This window comes from Martelella sp. FLE1502 (assembly GCF_053484255.1).
In genome coordinates, this window is the sequence record NZ_JBAKFQ010000034.1 from 1 (window position 1) to 15,109 (window position 15,109).

Here is a 15,109-nt window from a genome sequence, read left to right on the forward strand (position 1 = left end):
GCGCCTTGTCTACAAATTTAAACCGGACAGCAGTGGGTCAAGCCCGAGGATGACGGTGGAGAGTGGAGCAAGCACGGCGTCCCTCCAGGCCCGCGCTTACGGCGCGGACCGCTCGTTCCGCAGCGCCGCCACCTCCTGCCTCAGCGCCTTCAGCTCGGACAGTATCTGCAGCATTTCCGGCTCGCGCGCCTGCCGGCTTTCCTCAAGCAGCTCCTGCTCGTGCTCCTTCTGCATGGCCGAGACGATGATACCGATGAAGAGGTTCAGCACGGTAAACGCGGTCGACAGGATGAAGGGCACGAAGAACAGCCAGGCGTTCGGATAGACATCCATGACCGGACGGACGATGCCCATCGACCAGCTTTCCAGCGTCATGATCTGGAACAGCGAATAGATCGACGCGCCGAGCGAGCCGAACCATTCGGGAAAGGCCTCGCCGTAGAGCTTGGTCGCGATCACGGCAAAGATGTAGAAGACCAGCGCCATCAGCACGATGATAGACCCCATGCCGGGAAGGGCCGCCACCAGCCCGCCGATGACGCGCCGGAGCGACGGGATCATCGACAAGAGACGCAGCGCACGCAGAATACGCAGGGCGCGCAGCACCTGAAGCGGGCCGCTGGCCGGCACGAGGCTGATCGCGACGATCGTGAAATCGAACAGACTCCACGGATCGCGAAAGAAGCGCAGCCTGTGGGCATAAAGCCGCAACGTGATCTCGATCACGAAAATGGTCAGCACCAGAGCATCGAAGAAGCGCAGCAGCGGGCCGGCAAAGCTCTGCATCACGGTATTGGAGGTCTCGAAACCCAGAGTAATGGCGTTGATGACGATGACCGTGAGGATGAAAGACTCCCAGGAACGGGAACTCATCCAAGCCTTTACCTTTTCACGCATTGTCCGCATGCTCTCCGCAGTAACCCAGATCGGCCATCGAGATGGTGAAATTTCGCGCTGAAAGCAAGTGAGCGGCGGAGACATTTTCAGGCGCCGACAATGCCGGCAATCACGAATGTGTGATGAGCCGGAACGCCGCCTCACATGGACCTTTCAGCGGTTCTCCCCCACACTGGTCAGATCAGGATAATCGGGGGAATGGCAATGCTTCGCTCATGCGCGATGCTTATCCCGGCGTTTATGGCGCTTGCCGCTTCGGGCGTCGCCCAGGAGGCGCGCCCGCCCGTCAGCCAGTGCCAGGCGATCGCCGAACGCCTGCCCCATGTGACATTCGCAAGCTTCGCGCCAGTCGCCTACGAGGCGCCGGAAGTCTCGATAAGCTTCATCGGCCATTCGACCTTTCTCATTGAAAGCCCCGGCGGGGTGCGGATCGCCACGGACTATGCCGGTTTTCTGCTGCCCGGCGGCCCGCCGGATGTCGCGACCATGAACAAGGCGCATGAAAGCCATTTCACGCTGACGCCCGATCCCGGCATCGGCATGGTGCTGCATGGCTGGGGCGACAATCCCGGCCAGCCGATCGACCATGATCTGGTGGTGGGCGACGTCTATATCCGCAACGTTACCACCGATATCCGCGCCTGGGGCGCATTCGAAGAGGACGGCAATTCGATCTTCATCTTCGAGGTGGCGGACCTCTGCATCGGGCACCTTGGCCACCTCCACCACGAACTTGCCGACAGCCATATTGCCGAGATCGGCCGGCTGGACGTGGTCATGGTGCCCGTTGATGGCGGGCTGACGCTCGGCGCGGAAAGCATGCGGAACGTGATTGAACGCCTGCACTCCTCACTGGTGCTGCCGATGCACCGCACCGGGCCGCGGGTGCGCGATTTCGCCGCCATGTTCGCCGATGACTACGACGTGGTCTATTCGGACAGCCGCACCATCACCGTGTCGCTATCTTCGCTGCCGCGCCCGCCGCAGATCATGCTGCTGCAGGGCGTTTGGTAGCGCGCCTACAGCATCGGCCCGAAAATCGGGATCGATTTTCGGAAAGCACGATGCGTAGATTCAATAGGTTAGAGCGTCCTTAGTGCATCCGAATGGATGCACGGCGCTCTAGGCTTGAATGCGCGGCCCGCCGCCCGTATAAGGGCGCGCATTCAGACAAACAAAGACAGGGCGGAGCCATGGCTGGCCATTCACAGTTTAAAAACATCATGCACCGCAAGGGCCGGCAGGATGCGGTCCGTTCGAAAATGTTCTCCAAGCTCGCGCGCGAAATCACCGTCGCCGCCAAGATGGGCACGCCGGACCCGGACATGAACCCGCGCCTGCGCCTTGCGATCCAGAACGCCAAGGCGCAGTCGATGCCGAAGGACAATATCGAGCGCGCCGTCAAGAAGGCCTCCGGCGGCGATGCCGAGAACTACGATGAAGTGCGCTACGAAGGTTACGGCCCGGGCGGCGTCGCGGTGATTGTCGAGGCGCTTTCCGACAACCGCAACCGCACCGCCTCCAACGTCCGCTCGATCTTCACCAAGGCCGGCGGCGCGCTCGGCGAAACCGGCTCGGTCGCCTTCTCCTTCGACCATGTCGGCGAGATCGTCTACAAGCCCGAAGCCGGCGATGCCGATGCGATCATGGAAGCCGCGATCGAGGCCGGCGCGGAAGACGTCGTTTCCGACGAGGACGGCCACACCATCTACTGCGCCTTCGAGGACATCAACGAAGTCTCCTCAGCCCTTGAAAAGGCGCTCGGCGAGGCCGAAAGCGTCAAGGCGATCTGGAAGCCGCAGAACACCATCCCCGTCGACGAGGAACGCGCCACCTCGCTGATGAAGCTCATCGATAATCTTGAAGACGATGACGATGTCCAGAACGTCTACTCGAACTTCGAGGTCGACGACGAGGTGATGGCCAAGCTTTCGGCTTGAACATCTGCTTCCGTTGAATTCGAAGCCGCGGTCACCTCGATCGGCGGTTTCAGACTTCTGGCAATGCCTACCCCCAAGCTCCGCCGTCATGCTCGGGCCTGTCCCGAGCATCTAAGCACGTGTCTACTCGACAGGCGTCTCGGATAGAATGCCGGTTCTCCCCCTATGAAACGCCGACGCCGCTCGAATGGGACCGTGCTTAGATCCTCGGCACAAGGCCGAGGATGACGTCCGTAAAAAGGATAGCTCGCCAGAGCCTGCGCCGCCGATCGAGGTGATCGGCGGCTTTTTTGTTGCCGGTGGCATAGGCTGCGGGAATCGTTGCAAATTTGCACTCATACGCGGAAAACGTGCAAAGTCGATAGCTCCATGGGTTGGCGACGCTTGCAACCTTGAGAGAATAGGATTGAACTGACTTTTACGTTGAGGTTGTGGTGGAGGGGAAGATGCGTTTCATCGCGGCAATATGCGCAATGGCCTTTGCGTTGATGGCTGGCCGTGCGCTGGCGGACGATTCCCAGGCCGATCTGGCCAAGCAGCTTTCCAATCCGGTCGCGCCGCTGACGGTGTTGCCGTTTCAGTTCAATTATGACCGCGGCTATGGCCCCGACAAGGGCGACCAGTTGCAGCTCAATGTTCAGCCGATCATCCCCTTCAGTCTGAACGCGGACTGGAACCTGATCACCCGCACCATCGTCCCGATCGAGCAGCAGAGCGATATCGCCGGCCCCTCCGGCGATCAGTTCGGGCTTGGCGATACGTTGCTGTCGCTGTTCGTCTCGCCGGTCGACAGCGGCGTCGATGGGCTGATCTGGGGCGCGGGGCCGGTTTTCCTGCTGCCAACGGCGACTGATGATCTGCTCGGGACCGAGAAATGGGGCGCGGGGCCGACCGGCGTCTTTGCGCTTGAGCACGGACCGTGGACGACCGGCCTCCTCGCCAACCACGTCTGGTCCTATGCCGGCGCGGACGACAGGAGCCGCATCTCGACCACGATGACCCAGCCCTTTATCTCCTACAACACCAGATCGGCATGGACCTTCTCGCTCACCAGCGAGGCTCAGTATGACTGGGTGGGCGAGGACTGGACAGTGCCGATCGACTTCACGGTCGGCAAGCTGGTGATGGCCGGCAAACAGCCGATCAGCCTGACGCTTGGCGCCCGCTACTGGGCGACCGCGCCGGACAACGGCCCGGAAGGCTGGGGGCTCCGGGCCGTGGTCAGTTTCGTGTTCCCGAAATAGGCGGGATTACGCCGCCTCTTTAAGCTCATCGCGCAGCGCGCCGAACATGCCGACGGCCTTCAGCCGCGCTTCCACCGAATGCACGGGCACGGAGATGATCACCTCGTCGGCCTTGGTGTCGGCGACGAAGCCCTCCATCTTGGCTCTCGCCTTTTCCGGACCGCCGACGACGGCGAACTGGAAGGTGTGTTCGATCGACATCTTCTCCATCTCGGTCCAGAGCCCGTCCATGCTGTCGACCGGGCGGGGCGTCTTGCCGCGCGCATTGCGGCGCAGCGCCACGAAGCTCTGCAGGGCGGAGGTGAACAGATAATCTGCCTCTTGATCGGTATCCGCCATCGCGCCCATGACGCCGACGATCACATAGGGCTTGTCCAGCTGGGCCGAGGGCTTGAAATTGGTGCGGTAGATGTGAAGCGCCTCGAACAGCATGTCGGGCGCGAAATGCGAAGCGAAGGCATAAGGCAGCCCCAGCATGGCAGCCAGATGCGCGCTGTAGGTGGAGGAGCCGAGAATATAGAGCGGCACTTTGGCCCCTGCGCCGGGATTGGCAAGCAGCCGCTGGCCCTCGACCGGATCATCCATCAGCTGCTGCAATTCCACGATATCGTTCGGGAAGGTCTGGGCCCCGGCATCGATATTGCGGCGCAGCGCCCGCGCCGTGTTCATGTCCGTACCCGGCGCCCGGCCGAGGCCGAGATCGATGCGGCCCGGATAGAGCGCCTCCAGCGTGCCGAATTGCTCGGCGATCACCAAAGGCGAATGATTGGGCAGCATGATGCCGCCGGAGCCGACGCGGATGGTGCTGGTCGCCCGCGCGGCCTCCGAGATCACCAGCGAGGTCGCGGCGCTGGCGATGCCCGTCATGCCGTGATGCTCGGCGAGCCAGAAGCGGGTATAGCCCGCCTCTTCGGCCTTCTTCGCCATCTGCCGCGTGGCATCCAACGCCTCGGAAATGGTGCCGCCTTCGACAACCGGACAAAGGTCGAGAATGGAGAAATTGGTCATGTAAAATCCTGTCCCGGAATGTGTGTCTTTGACACATAATTAGGAACTGGCCGGCCGATTTGCAAAGTCTGGCGGTCGCGATGGCCGAAGAAAGAGCCCGCTACCATATCTCCCTGGCCATTCGCCTATGCGCCGCCGCGAAATCAATGAAGGCGCGCAGCGGGCGCGGGGTCAGGCGGCTGGAATAATAGAGGAAAGGTCCTTCGAAATCAGGGCACCAATCCTCCAGGACGGGCACCAGTTCGCCGGTTGTAAAATGCGGCTCCAGCCAGTTGCGAAAGCTGCCGATAAGCCCGTGGCCTGCAATCGCCAGCTTGACGGCGGCGCGCCAACCGGCGGTGGCGATGATCAGCCGGGCCGACGGGTCGAGCCGCAGGATTTCGCCCTCCTTCTCGAACTCCCACTCCGTCAGTGCGCCTGACGCAAACCGCAACCGGATGCAGTCATGATCCAGCACGTCACGCGGATGGATGGGAGTGCCGCGACGCGCGAGGTACTCCGGTGCAGCCGCGATTGCGAAGCGCTGTCGCGCCGGACCGATCGGCGTCGCGATCATATCCTGCGCCAGGTGTTCGCCATAGCGGATGCCGGCGTCACAGCCGGTGGCGATCATGTCGGTGAAACGGTCATCGACGAGGATTTCCACCCGCACCTCCGGATGGGCCCTCGCGAAACCGTCGAGGATCGGCGGAAGGATATCCTCCATCACGGCGCCCGGCACCTGGATCTTGAGCCGCCCGCGCACCGCGCCCTCGCTGCTGGTCGCATCGGCGATTGCCGAGCGGGCCTCCGCGAGCACCGGTTCCAGACGATCAGCCAGTTCGCGGCCCGCCTCGGTCAGGTGGACGCTGCGCGTGGTGCGGATGAGAAGCGGGACGCCGAGCTCCGCTTCGAGCCGCGACATGGTTTCGCTCACGGTAGAGGGTGAAACCCCGAGCTTTCTGGCGGCCGCCCGAAAACCGCCCGCTCTCGTGATCACGAGGAAGGTCATCAGGTCATCGAAGGGCGGCAGCAAAGCATTGTTCGGCATAACGATCACGGTATTCGAAATTGTCCGGATTATCAACCGAGCCCTTTCCTCCTATATCCTCGCCATCGCTCCCAAAAGAAGGATCAATCTCATGACGAACATGGATATCAGCCCCGCCTCGGCCGCCGGCCGCTTCACTTTTCCCGGAACCGATATTTCTGTCAACCGCATGGGCTTCGGCGCCATGCAGCTTGCCGGCCCCCATGTCTTCGGCGAGCCGAAGGACCCGGACGAATGCCGCGCGGTGCTGCGCGAGGCGCTCGCGCTCGGCATCGACCACATCGACACATCCGACTTCTACGGTCCCTACGTGACCAACCGGCTGATCGCCGAAACGCTTCATCCCTACCCCGACAACCTCACGCTCGTCACCAAGATCGGCGGCTGGCGCGACGATGAGGGCGGCTGGAACATGAACCACGAGCCGGATTTCCTGCGCAAATCGGTCGAGGACAATCTCGAGCGGCTGAAGCTCGACAGGATCGCGATCGTCAACCTGCGCATGGGCAGCGCCACCGGTTTCAGCGAGGATAGCGAGATCGCCGCGCCGATGGAGGCGATGCGAAAGATGCAGGAGGAAGGCCTTATAGAGCATATCGGCATATCGACCGTGACCGCGCCTCAGGTGAAGATTGCCCAGGACATCGCCCCGATCGTCTGCGTGCAGAACCATTACAATCTGATCCACCGCGACGACGATGCGCTGATCGACAGCCTAGCCGAACAGGGCATCGCCTATGTGCCGTACTTCCCGCTTGGCGGCTTCCTGCCCTATCAGGCCGATATTCTGGATCAGGTCGCAAGCGAACTTGATGCCTCAATCCAGAAGGTCTCGCTTGCCTGGCTGCTGCAACGCAGCCCGAATATCCTCGTCATTCCCGGCACATCGTCGCGCGCGCATCTGCGCGATAATATCGCCGCCGCCGAACTGACGCTCGGCGAGGAACATCTGAAACGGCTCGACGCCATCGCTGCCTGACCACATACCAACGCCCTGACACGATACATGTGGAACGCCCGGCCGGCGCTCCGCATGTTTTTGTTTTGTTCACTTTTATCTGGAAGCCTTGGGGCAAGAACGATAGGGTGAATTCATGGAAAAGACGATTCGCATCATAGGCATCGATCCGGGGCTGAGGCGCACCGGCTGGGGCGTTATCGAGACGTTGGGGAATTCGCTCAAATTCATCGATTCCGGCACGGTCACCTCCGACGGTGATCTCGATCTACCCTCGCGCCTGCGCCAGCTTCATGACGGGCTTTCGGAGGTGGTGCACGGCTTTCGCCCGGACGAGGCGGCGGTGGAGCAGACCTTCGTCAACAAGGATGCGGTGGCGACGCTGAAGCTCGGCCAGGCGCGCGGCATCGCCCTGCTGGTGCCCTCGCTCGCAGGCCTTCCGGTCGCCGAATACGCGCCCAACGCGGTGAAGAAGGCGGTGATCGGCGTCGGCCATGGCGACAAGCAGCAGATCCACATGATGCTGAAAGTCCTGATGCCGCGCGTGCAGTTCAAGGGCAGCGACGCGGCGGACGCGCTCGCGATCGCCATCTGCCACAGCCACAATCGCGGCGGCAACAAGATGATGAAGGCGGCGATGGCGGCGGGGTAATGCCTGCCGGTCTGTCGATAGGTTCGGCAGGCACGGAATGAATGATTGGTTATGAAAAGTGACGCTTGCTCCCAATACTCTCTCCCGCTGGCGGGAGAGATGCCCCGACAGGGGCAGTGAGGGTGGCGCGGCATCTCGTCTCGTGAGGGCGCGCGTGAGGATAGACTCCCCCCTCACTGTCGCTTTCGCGACATCTCTCCCCTCCGGGGCGAGAAGGTTTGGGGCTATGCGGCAGGTGAACGGCAAGCAGCACACGCTGCGAGAACAAGAGGCATACGCGTGAAGGCGGCACGTCAAAAGGAAAGAACTGCATGATCGGCAAGCTCAAGGGCGTGATTGACGAGATCGGCGACGATCATGTCGTGGTTGACGTTCATGGCGTCTGCTACGTCGCCTACTGCTCGGCGCGCACGCTGTCGCGCATCGGGTCGCCTGGTGAGGCGGTGGTGCTGTTTATCGAGACCTTCGTTCGCGAGGATCAACTGCGCCTCTACGGCTTCATGAGCGCGGAAGAGCGCGGCTGGTTCAACCTGCTGCAGAGCGTCCAGGGCGTCGGCGCGCGGGTGGCGCTGGCGATCCTCTCGACGCTGTCGGCGGGCGAGATCGCCAATGCGATCGCGCTCGGCGACAAGACCGCGGTATCGCGCGCGCCGGGCGTCGGGCCGAAGGTCGCCACCCGCATTGTCACCGAACTCAAGAACAAGGTGCCCGCCGGGCTTTCGCTCGGCGACAGCGAGGCCATCTCCTTCCGCAAGGAAGTCGGCGAAGGCGCCGCGCCCGCCGCCGTGTCCGATGCGATTTCCGCGCTCACCAATCTCGGCTATTCCCGAGACCAGGCCGCAGGCGCGATCTCCGCCGCGTTGAAACAGGCTGGAGAGGATGCAGCCAGCGCGACCCTGATCCGGCTCGGCCTGAAGGAATTGTCGCAGTGATCCTTTCCTGATAGGATACTCCTTACAATTTTCGCAGGGTAAGGAAACCAAAAATGAGCGTGTATTACGGCACATTGACTTCGAAGGGTCAGACGACGATTCCGGCTGAAGTGCGCCAGATGCTGAATCTGAAACCGGGCGACCGTATCCGCTACATTATCCGTGACGGCGAAATCATCGTGCGGGCAAAGAACAGGAAGGCGAGCGACCTCAAGGGCCGCTTTCACGATGCCGACAGGGACCCGATGTCGCTCGAGGACATGAAAGATGCCGTCGGCGAGGCGGTTGCCGAACATGTCGCCGAGCGGTCATGATCGGTCTCGATACCAATATTCTGCTTCGGCTGGTGCTGCAGGACGACGCCGAGCAATGCCGGCGAGTGGACCGGCTGATGGAAAGCTTGCCGGAGCGCGGGCCGGGCTATATCAACGCCATCACGCTGATGGAGTTTTCCTGGTTCCTGAGGAAGCGGTTAAGAGTAGGACGCGCCGAACTTGCAGCGGCAATCGCAGATCTTCTGGAGGCGCGCGAAATCGAGGTCGAGGATGAATGGCAGGTTGAAGAGGCGCTGGATCTGATGAACCGCACGTCTGCCGAGTTTCCCGATATCCTGATCGCGCTTCGAAACGCAAAATCCGGCTGCCATGCCACGCTGACGCTCGACCGCGCCGCAGCCGCCGCCATACCGGGAATGGAATTGTTGACATGAGTGAAGCCGACCGCCTGATATCGCCGGACAAGCGCGGGGAAGACCTCGACGCGGCGCTGAGGCCGCAGACGCTGGACGATTTCACCGGCCAGGCGGAAGCGCGCGCCAATCTGAAGGTGTTCATCGAGGCCGCCAAGCGGCGCAGCGAAGCGCTCGACCATGTGCTGTTCGTCGGCCCGCCCGGGCTCGGCAAGACCACGCTTGCGCAGATCATGGCCAAGGAACTCGGCGTCAATTTCCGCTCCACCTCCGGGCCGGTGATCGCCAAGGCCGGCGATCTGGCCGCCCTTCTGACCAATCTCGAAGAGCGCGACGTGCTGTTCATCGACGAGATCCACCGGTTGAACCCGGCGGTCGAGGAAATCCTCTATCCGGCGATGGAAGACTTCCAGCTCGACCTGATCATCGGCGAGGGCCCGGCGGCGCGCTCGGTGAAGATCGACCTGTCGAAATTCACGCTCGTTGCCGCCACCACCCGTCTCGGTCTGCTGACGACGCCGCTGCGCGACCGTTTCGGCATCCCCGTCCGGCTCAATTTCTACACCGTCGAGGAGCTGGAACTGATCATCCGCCGCGGGGCGCGGCTGATGGGGCTTGGCATGAGCGATGACGGCGCGCGCGAGATCGCGCGTCGCGCCCGGGGCACGCCGCGCATCGCCGGCCGGCTGCTGCGCCGGGTGCGCGATTTCGCCGAAGTGGCGGATGCGACCGAGGTGAGCCGGGCGATCGCCGACGAGGCGCTGACGCGGCTCGAGGTCGACCATATGGGGCTCGACCAGCTAGACCGGCGTTATCTCAACATGATCTGCCAGCATTTCGGCGGCGGTCCGGTGGGGATCGAGACGATCGCGGCAGGGCTTTCCGAGCCGCGCGACGCGATCGAGGATATCATCGAGCCCTACATGATCCAGCAGGGCTTCATCCAGCGCACCCCGCGCGGGCGGGTGATGACGGCAACGGCCTGGAAGCATCTCGGCCTCACGCCGCCAAAGGATGCCGATCTCACCCAGTTCCGGCTCTTTGATCAGGGCGAATAAACGAAATCAAAACGCTTCACGCGCGGCCAGCACCTCGGCGGCCAGCGCCCGGGTTATGCGGCGATTGCGCGACAGTGCCAGCTTGTCGATGGCGTCCACAATCTGGCTCGCGGCATCGAGCGAGCGCTCCATGCGCGTGACGATATAGGCGACGAGACGGTCGTCGACCTCGAGCTGGCGGTCGGCGAACAGCTTGAAGATGACCTGCTGCAAAAGCACATCGTCCGGCGCGCCAATTTCCACCGTGGTGGCGGCGGCAAGCCGGGATTTCAGATCGGGCAGCGAGATCGACCAGAGCTGCGGCAGCGAGCGAGCGGTGATCAGCAGACTGCCGCCATGCTGGCGCACGGTGTTGATCAGGTGAAACAGGCCGGTCTCGTCGAAGGCCTGACGGTCCGCATCCTCGAACAGGAACGCGCCGTGGCGGGCGGCAACCGGACGCCCTTCCCTCAATTCCACCGTCACCGGGCGGGCCTGGCTCAGCCCCTTCCAGATGGTCGACAGATGGGTCTTGCCCGAGCCCGGCGGGCCGACGAGCACGGTGACCGGCGTGTGCCAGTGCGGCCAACGGTCGATCAGGTCGATCGCTGGCATGATCGACGGCGAGATCAACAGGTGATCGCGGTCGGCCGCCGGGTCGTGGCCGAGTTCCAGCGGCAACTGCATCGCTTTTTCACGCAACACGGTCAGGCTCACTTCCCTTCTTCGACAACCGGCGAAGGCTCTTCGGCATGGTGCTCGATACCGTCCCAGTAAAGATCGCTGGTGAGATAGCGGTCGATCGCGAAGCGCACCAGTACGCCGACGGCCGCCGACACCGGCACCGCGACCAGCAGGCCGACGAAGCCGAACAGCACGCCGAAGGCGAACAGGGCAAACATCAGCCAGACCGGATGCAGCCGGACGCTGGAGCCGACCAGCTTGGGCTGCAGCACATTGCCTTCCAGAAACTGGCCGAACAGATAGATCCCGAAGATCAGCGCGATCATCCAGAAATCCGGCCAGAACTGGAACAGCGCCACGCCCATGGACAGGATCAGGCCGGAGGTCGAGCCGAGATAGGGAATGAAGCTGACAAGACCGGCGAAAATCCCGATCAGAGCCCCGAAATTGAGCCCCGCGAGGCTGAGCGTGATGGCATAGTAGACCGCGAGGATGATGCAGAGCGACCCCTGCCCGCGCACGAAACCGGAAATCACCGCGTTAATCTCATGAGCGAGGTAACGGACATCGTCCACCTGCCCGCGCGGCACCCACTGGTCGATCTTCTGCACCATCCGGTCCCAGTCGAGCAGGAGATAGAAGGCGATGACCGGGGCCAGCACGAAGAAGGAGACGAGGTTGACCACCGCCATCGACGAGTTCCAGATGCTGCCGAACACCTGACCCGCGATCGAGGCGCCGCCCGACAGCATCTTGCCGATATTCTCGCTGAGCGAGGCAAGCTGGTCGTTGCCCCATTCGATCAAGCGAGAAAACTCGGTCGTCTCCAGATACTGCTCGAGCTGGTGCATGTATTTCGGCACCTGCTGGGCGACATCATAGGCCTGCGACACCAGAAGCGGAATGAACAGCAACAGCACGGCGATGACGATCACCAGGAAGGACAGCATGATCGTGGTCGTCGCCCACAGCCTGTTGAAGCCAAGCTTCTCCAGCCGATCGGCAATCGGGTCAAGGAAATAGGCCAGCGCCATGCCGGCGACGAAAGGCAGCAATATGCTGCGGAAAACATAGAGAAAAAGCGCGACAAAGGCGGCAAACAGCAGCCAGAAATAGACCTGCCTGCGCAATCCCGCGGCACTGATCCGACCCGCCATGAAAAACTCCCGCTCCGGTTCGCGCTCAAACGATTTGGCATCAGGGCCCGCAAAAGCGATAAAGGCCCATAGCGTTTGTTCAGCAAACCGCCGCCAGCGTCAAGCGACAAGGCGCTCGCCCTGCGCCCCTCCCCGATATCCACCGCGACCTGCCTTAGTTGTCGATATCGGCGCGGCGGCCCCGCTACAGACTTGCATCGCGCAAGACTCCATGCAATGCCCGGCTTTGACTATTGCATGAGGGACCGCCCCATGAGCGAGACGCGTAAAAACGGCCTGACCTATTCCGACGCGGGCGTCGATATCGATGCCGGCAATCTTCTGGTCCAGAAAATCAAGCCCGCAGTGAAATCGACCCGGCGTCCCGGCGCGGACGGCGAGATCGGCGGCTTCGGCGGTCTCTTTGACCTGAAAGCGGCGGGCTTTACCGATCCGGTTCTGGTCGCCGCCAATGACGGCGTCGGCACCAAGCTGAAGATCGCGATCGAGGCCGGCAAGCATGACACGGTCGGCATCGATCTGGTCGCCATGTGCGTCAACGATCTCGTGGTGCAGGGCGCGGAGCCGCTGTTCTTCCTCGATTATTTCGCCACCGGCGCGCTCGACCCCGATGAGGGCGCGGTGATCGTCGAAGGCATTGCCGAGGGCTGCCGGCAGGCCGGTTGCGCGCTGATCGGCGGCGAGACCGCGGAAATGCCGGGCATGTATGCCAAGGGCGACTACGACCTCGCAGGCTTTGCCGTGGGCGCTGCCGAGCGCGGCGCGCTGCTGCCGTCCGAAAGCCTCGCGGAAGGCGACGTGATCTTCGGCCTCGCCTCCTCCGGCGTCCACTCCAACGGGTTCTCGCTGGTGCGCCGGGTGGCGGAAATGAACGGCCTCGGCTGGCAGGCCCCTGCCCCCTTCGCGCCGGGCAAGAGCCTCGGCGAAGCGCTGCTGGAGCCGACCCGCATCTATGTCAAGCCGCTACTTGCAGCGATCCGCGAAACCGGCGCGATCAAGGCGCTCGCCCACATCACCGGCGGCGGTTTTCCGGAAAATATACCGCGCGTCCTGCGGGAAACGCTTTCCGCCGAGATCGATCTGGAAGCCATCACGGTGCCCGCCGTGTTCTCGTGGATTGCGCGCGCGGGCGGTGTGGCACCCGCTGAAATGATGCGCACCTTCAATTGCGGCGTCGGCATGATCGGCGTCTGCCGCGAAGATGAGCTCGACGCCGTGCTCGCCGCGCTTGCGGAACAGGGCGAAAACGCCTTCCGGATCGGGCGCATCATCGCCCGCAAGGACGGCATGGACGGCACGGTCTATAAGGGCATGATCGCGCTATGAGCGGACGCAAGCGGGTCGTCGTGTTCATCTCCGGCAGCGGCTCGAATATGGAAAAGCTGGCTGAGGCCTGCGCGGCTCCGGATTTTCCGGCCGAAATCGTGGCCGTCATTTCCGACAAGCCGGATGCCGGCGGGCTTCAAAAGGCAAAGGCACGGGGCATCGAGACCCACGCCCTGCCGCGCAAGGACTACGACAGCAAACAGGCCCACGAGGCCGCGATGCTCGACCTGCTTGCCGGCCTCGCGCCCGATTTCATCTGCCTGGCCGGTTTCATGCGGCTGCTCTCGGGCGATTTCATCCGCGCCTATGAGGGCCGGATCATCAACATCCACCCCTCGCTGCTGCCGCTGTTTCCGGGTCTCGATACCCACCAGCGCGCGCTCGACGCCGGCATGCGCGTCGCCGGCTGCTCCGTGCATTTCGTGACGGAGAGCATGGACGAGGGCCCGATCATCGGCCAGGCGGCGGTTCCGGTGATGCCGGGCGATAAAGCCGATGCGCTGGCAAAGCGGATACTGACCGTCGAGCACAGGCTCTATCCCGCTGCACTCAAGCGGCTGGCCGCCGGCGAGGTGCGCATGGAAAACGGCCGCGCCGTCTTCGCAGACAGCGCGATTGACGGAGCCGAGCAAACCCTGATCGCGGGATAGCCCCGCGTCCAACGGCAGAAGACTGCCACCGGAGAGAACGCCGCCCGAAAAGAGGCTCGAACCGTCTTGGACATCTTCCTCATCAACCTCGCCAGAAGCCATGACCGCCTGTCGCACATGCGCGCGGTTTTCGACGCCCAGGGCCTTGCCTTCGAGCGGATCGATGCGGTCGACGCCGCCACGCTCTCCGAGGATTTCGTCAGAAACATCGTCGTGCCGCCGGTCAGCAAATATGCCCGCAACCTGACCCCAAGCGAAGTCGCCTGCTATCTGAGCCACAAGAAGGTCTGGGAACTGGCGCTTTCGCGCGGTCTCGAATACGCGGCGATCTTCGAGGACGACATCCACCTCGCCCCGGATGCGGGCAAGCTCCTTGCAGCGGCGGCCGAATGGCTGCCGGACGGCGCCGACCTGATCAAGCTCGAAACGCTTGCCATGCCCACGCACGTTTCTCGCAGCGGCGACGCGCTGATGGAGACACCACACCGGCTGAAGAGGCTGTTGAGCAGCCACTACGGCGCGGCGGGCTATATTGTCAGCCGGCGGGCGATGGAGCGCCTGTGCGCGGCGAGCGATCCGCTGCCGCTACCGGTGGACGATGTCATCTTCGGCGCGCATTACAGGGTCTTCGGCGGGCTCAGCGCCTATCAGATCGACCCGGCCATCTGCGTACAGGACCAGTATCTGGAAGGGCCCGGAACCGAACAGCTCGGCATCGCCTCGGTGATCTACGATCGCCATGCCAGCCCTCCCCTGACGCATGAAGGCAAGGGCCCGGTCAGGCGCGCGCTGGCCGGCCTTGCAAACAAGATGGACCGGCGGCGACGCAAGACGAGGATCGCCCTGCTGAAGGCGCTTGGCCGCGCGGAGCAAAAGACCATCCCGTTCGCGCGGGATTGAGGCCGC

Annotated in this window: 17 protein-coding genes; 12 read left to right on the forward strand and 5 right to left on the reverse strand. The window is 63.0% G+C overall.

What is annotated here, in order from left to right:
- Positions 1 to 96: 96 nt before the first annotated feature.
- Positions 97 to 897, reverse strand: coding sequence for an ion transporter (locus V6767_RS20660; protein ID WP_448475186.1), 801 nt, complete (start codon positions 895 to 897; stop codon positions 97 to 99).
- Positions 898 to 1,101: 204 nt separating this feature from the next.
- Between V6767_RS20660 and V6767_RS20665 the strand changes: the two genes are divergently transcribed.
- The 3 genes from V6767_RS20665 (at position 1,102) to V6767_RS20675 (ending at position 4,081) form a co-directional block, all read left to right on the forward strand.
- Complete coding sequence (locus tag V6767_RS20665) at positions 1,102 to 1,911, forward strand: MBL fold metallo-hydrolase (RefSeq protein ID WP_448475223.1); 810 nt, start codon at positions 1,102 to 1,104, stop codon at positions 1,909 to 1,911.
- A 179-nt stretch (positions 1,912 to 2,090) separates the two neighbouring features.
- A complete protein-coding gene (locus V6767_RS20670) occupies positions 2,091 to 2,837 on the forward strand; it encodes a YebC/PmpR family DNA-binding transcriptional regulator (protein ID WP_448475187.1) in 747 nt (248 codons plus the stop codon).
- Between the two features lie 446 nt (positions 2,838 to 3,283).
- Positions 3,284 to 4,081 carry a transporter gene (locus tag V6767_RS20675; protein WP_448475188.1) on the forward strand — a complete coding sequence of 266 codons (798 nt, stop codon included), beginning with the start codon at positions 3,284 to 3,286 and terminating at the stop codon, positions 4,079 to 4,081.
- Between the two features lie 6 nt (positions 4,082 to 4,087).
- On the opposite strand, the gene V6767_RS20680 is transcribed toward V6767_RS20675, so the two are convergent.
- On the reverse strand, positions 4,088 to 5,089 hold the full coding sequence (locus tag V6767_RS20680; protein ID WP_448475189.1) for an LLM class flavin-dependent oxidoreductase: 1,002 nt from the start codon (positions 5,087 to 5,089) through the stop codon (positions 4,088 to 4,090).
- 100 nt (positions 5,090 to 5,189) lie between these two features.
- Entirely contained in the window at positions 5,190 to 6,119 is a 930-nt protein-coding gene (locus V6767_RS20685) for a LysR substrate-binding domain-containing protein (RefSeq protein ID WP_448475190.1), read from the reverse strand.
- A 91-nt stretch (positions 6,120 to 6,210) separates the two neighbouring features.
- Between V6767_RS20685 and V6767_RS20690 the strand changes: the two genes are divergently transcribed.
- The 6 genes from V6767_RS20690 (at position 6,211) to ruvB (ending at position 10,407) form a co-directional block, all read left to right on the forward strand.
- Positions 6,211 to 7,098 (forward strand): oxidoreductase, encoded by an 888-nt coding sequence (locus V6767_RS20690; RefSeq protein WP_448475191.1) that lies wholly within the window; start codon positions 6,211 to 6,213, stop codon positions 7,096 to 7,098.
- A 115-nt stretch (positions 7,099 to 7,213) separates the two neighbouring features.
- Positions 7,214 to 7,729 (forward strand): crossover junction endodeoxyribonuclease RuvC, encoded by a 516-nt coding sequence (ruvC, locus tag V6767_RS20695; protein WP_230719241.1) that lies wholly within the window; start codon positions 7,214 to 7,216, stop codon positions 7,727 to 7,729.
- A gap of 311 nt (positions 7,730 to 8,040) precedes the next feature.
- Entirely contained in the window at positions 8,041 to 8,661 is a 621-nt protein-coding gene (gene ruvA / locus V6767_RS20700; RefSeq protein ID WP_448475192.1) for a Holliday junction branch migration protein RuvA, read from the forward strand.
- Positions 8,662 to 8,714: 53 nt separating this feature from the next.
- On the forward strand, positions 8,715 to 8,975 hold the full coding sequence (locus V6767_RS20705; protein ID WP_448475193.1) for an AbrB/MazE/SpoVT family DNA-binding domain-containing protein: 261 nt from the start codon (positions 8,715 to 8,717) through the stop codon (positions 8,973 to 8,975).
- Positions 8,972 to 9,370 (forward strand): PIN domain-containing protein, encoded by a 399-nt coding sequence (locus tag V6767_RS20710; protein ID WP_448475194.1) that lies wholly within the window; start codon positions 8,972 to 8,974, stop codon positions 9,368 to 9,370. The genes V6767_RS20705 and V6767_RS20710 overlap by 4 nt, the downstream gene beginning before the upstream one ends.
- Positions 9,367 to 10,407 (forward strand): Holliday junction branch migration DNA helicase RuvB, encoded by a 1,041-nt coding sequence (ruvB, locus tag V6767_RS20715; protein ID WP_448475195.1) that lies wholly within the window; start codon positions 9,367 to 9,369, stop codon positions 10,405 to 10,407. Before V6767_RS20710 ends, ruvB begins: the two co-directional genes overlap by 4 nt.
- A gap of 6 nt (positions 10,408 to 10,413) precedes the next feature.
- Here the strand turns inward: ruvB and hdaA are convergent, their stop codons facing one another.
- Positions 10,414 to 11,073: a DnaA regulatory inactivator HdaA gene (gene hdaA / locus V6767_RS20720; protein ID WP_448475224.1), complete on the reverse strand. Its 660-nt coding sequence runs from the start codon at positions 11,071 to 11,073 to the stop codon at positions 10,414 to 10,416.
- A 26-nt stretch (positions 11,074 to 11,099) separates the two neighbouring features.
- Positions 11,100 to 12,227 carry an AI-2E family transporter gene (locus V6767_RS20725; protein WP_448431046.1) on the reverse strand — a complete coding sequence of 376 codons (1,128 nt, stop codon included), beginning with the start codon at positions 12,225 to 12,227 and terminating at the stop codon, positions 11,100 to 11,102.
- Positions 12,228 to 12,479: 252 nt separating this feature from the next.
- Between V6767_RS20725 and purM the strand changes: the two genes are divergently transcribed.
- The 3 genes from purM to V6767_RS20740 all read left to right on the forward strand — a co-directional run bounded on the left by purM (position 12,480) and on the right by V6767_RS20740 (position 15,103).
- Positions 12,480 to 13,553: a phosphoribosylformylglycinamidine cyclo-ligase gene (gene purM / locus V6767_RS20730; protein WP_448475196.1), complete on the forward strand. Its 1,074-nt coding sequence runs from the start codon at positions 12,480 to 12,482 to the stop codon at positions 13,551 to 13,553.
- Positions 13,550 to 14,203: a phosphoribosylglycinamide formyltransferase gene (gene purN, locus V6767_RS20735; RefSeq protein ID WP_448475197.1), complete on the forward strand. Its 654-nt coding sequence runs from the start codon at positions 13,550 to 13,552 to the stop codon at positions 14,201 to 14,203. The genes purM and purN overlap by 4 nt, the downstream gene beginning before the upstream one ends.
- Before the next feature lie 66 nt (positions 14,204 to 14,269).
- Positions 14,270 to 15,103 (forward strand): glycosyltransferase family 25 protein, encoded by an 834-nt coding sequence (locus V6767_RS20740; protein WP_448475198.1) that lies wholly within the window; start codon positions 14,270 to 14,272, stop codon positions 15,101 to 15,103.
- Positions 15,104 to 15,109 lie beyond the last annotated feature (6 nt).

What these genes read in the sequence shown, in the direction of transcription:
- V6767_RS20660 (WP_448475186.1), bottom strand. Translation starts at nt 897, where the DNA reads ATGCGTGAAAAGGTAAAGGCTTGGATGAGTTCCCGTTCCTGGGAGTCT.
- V6767_RS20665 (WP_448475223.1), top strand. Translation starts at nt 1,102, where the DNA reads ATGCTTCGCTCATGCGCGATGCTTATCCCGGCGTTTATGGCGCTTGCC.
- V6767_RS20670 (WP_448475187.1), top strand. Translation starts at nt 2,091, where the DNA reads ATGGCTGGCCATTCACAGTTTAAAAACATCATGCACCGCAAGGGCCGG.
- V6767_RS20675 (WP_448475188.1), top strand. Translation starts at nt 3,284, where the DNA reads ATGCGTTTCATCGCGGCAATATGCGCAATGGCCTTTGCGTTGATGGCT.
- V6767_RS20680 (WP_448475189.1), bottom strand. Translation starts at nt 5,089, where the DNA reads ATGACCAATTTCTCCATTCTCGACCTTTGTCCGGTTGTCGAAGGCGGC.
- V6767_RS20685 (WP_448475190.1), bottom strand. Translation starts at nt 6,119, where the DNA reads ATGCCGAACAATGCTTTGCTGCCGCCCTTCGATGACCTGATGACCTTC.
- V6767_RS20690 (WP_448475191.1), top strand. Translation starts at nt 6,211, where the DNA reads ATGACGAACATGGATATCAGCCCCGCCTCGGCCGCCGGCCGCTTCACT.
- ruvC (WP_230719241.1), top strand. Translation starts at nt 7,214, where the DNA reads ATGGAAAAGACGATTCGCATCATAGGCATCGATCCGGGGCTGAGGCGC.
- ruvA (WP_448475192.1), top strand. Translation starts at nt 8,041, where the DNA reads ATGATCGGCAAGCTCAAGGGCGTGATTGACGAGATCGGCGACGATCAT.
- V6767_RS20705 (WP_448475193.1), top strand. Translation starts at nt 8,715, where the DNA reads ATGAGCGTGTATTACGGCACATTGACTTCGAAGGGTCAGACGACGATT.
- V6767_RS20710 (WP_448475194.1), top strand. Translation starts at nt 8,972, where the DNA reads ATGATCGGTCTCGATACCAATATTCTGCTTCGGCTGGTGCTGCAGGAC.
- ruvB (WP_448475195.1), top strand. Translation starts at nt 9,367, where the DNA reads ATGAGTGAAGCCGACCGCCTGATATCGCCGGACAAGCGCGGGGAAGAC.
- hdaA (WP_448475224.1), bottom strand. Translation starts at nt 11,073, where the DNA reads ATGCAGTTGCCGCTGGAACTCGGCCACGACCCGGCGGCCGACCGCGAT.
- V6767_RS20725 (WP_448431046.1), bottom strand. Translation starts at nt 12,227, where the DNA reads ATGGCGGGTCGGATCAGTGCCGCGGGATTGCGCAGGCAGGTCTATTTC.
- purM (WP_448475196.1), top strand. Translation starts at nt 12,480, where the DNA reads ATGAGCGAGACGCGTAAAAACGGCCTGACCTATTCCGACGCGGGCGTC.
- purN (WP_448475197.1), top strand. Translation starts at nt 13,550, where the DNA reads ATGAGCGGACGCAAGCGGGTCGTCGTGTTCATCTCCGGCAGCGGCTCG.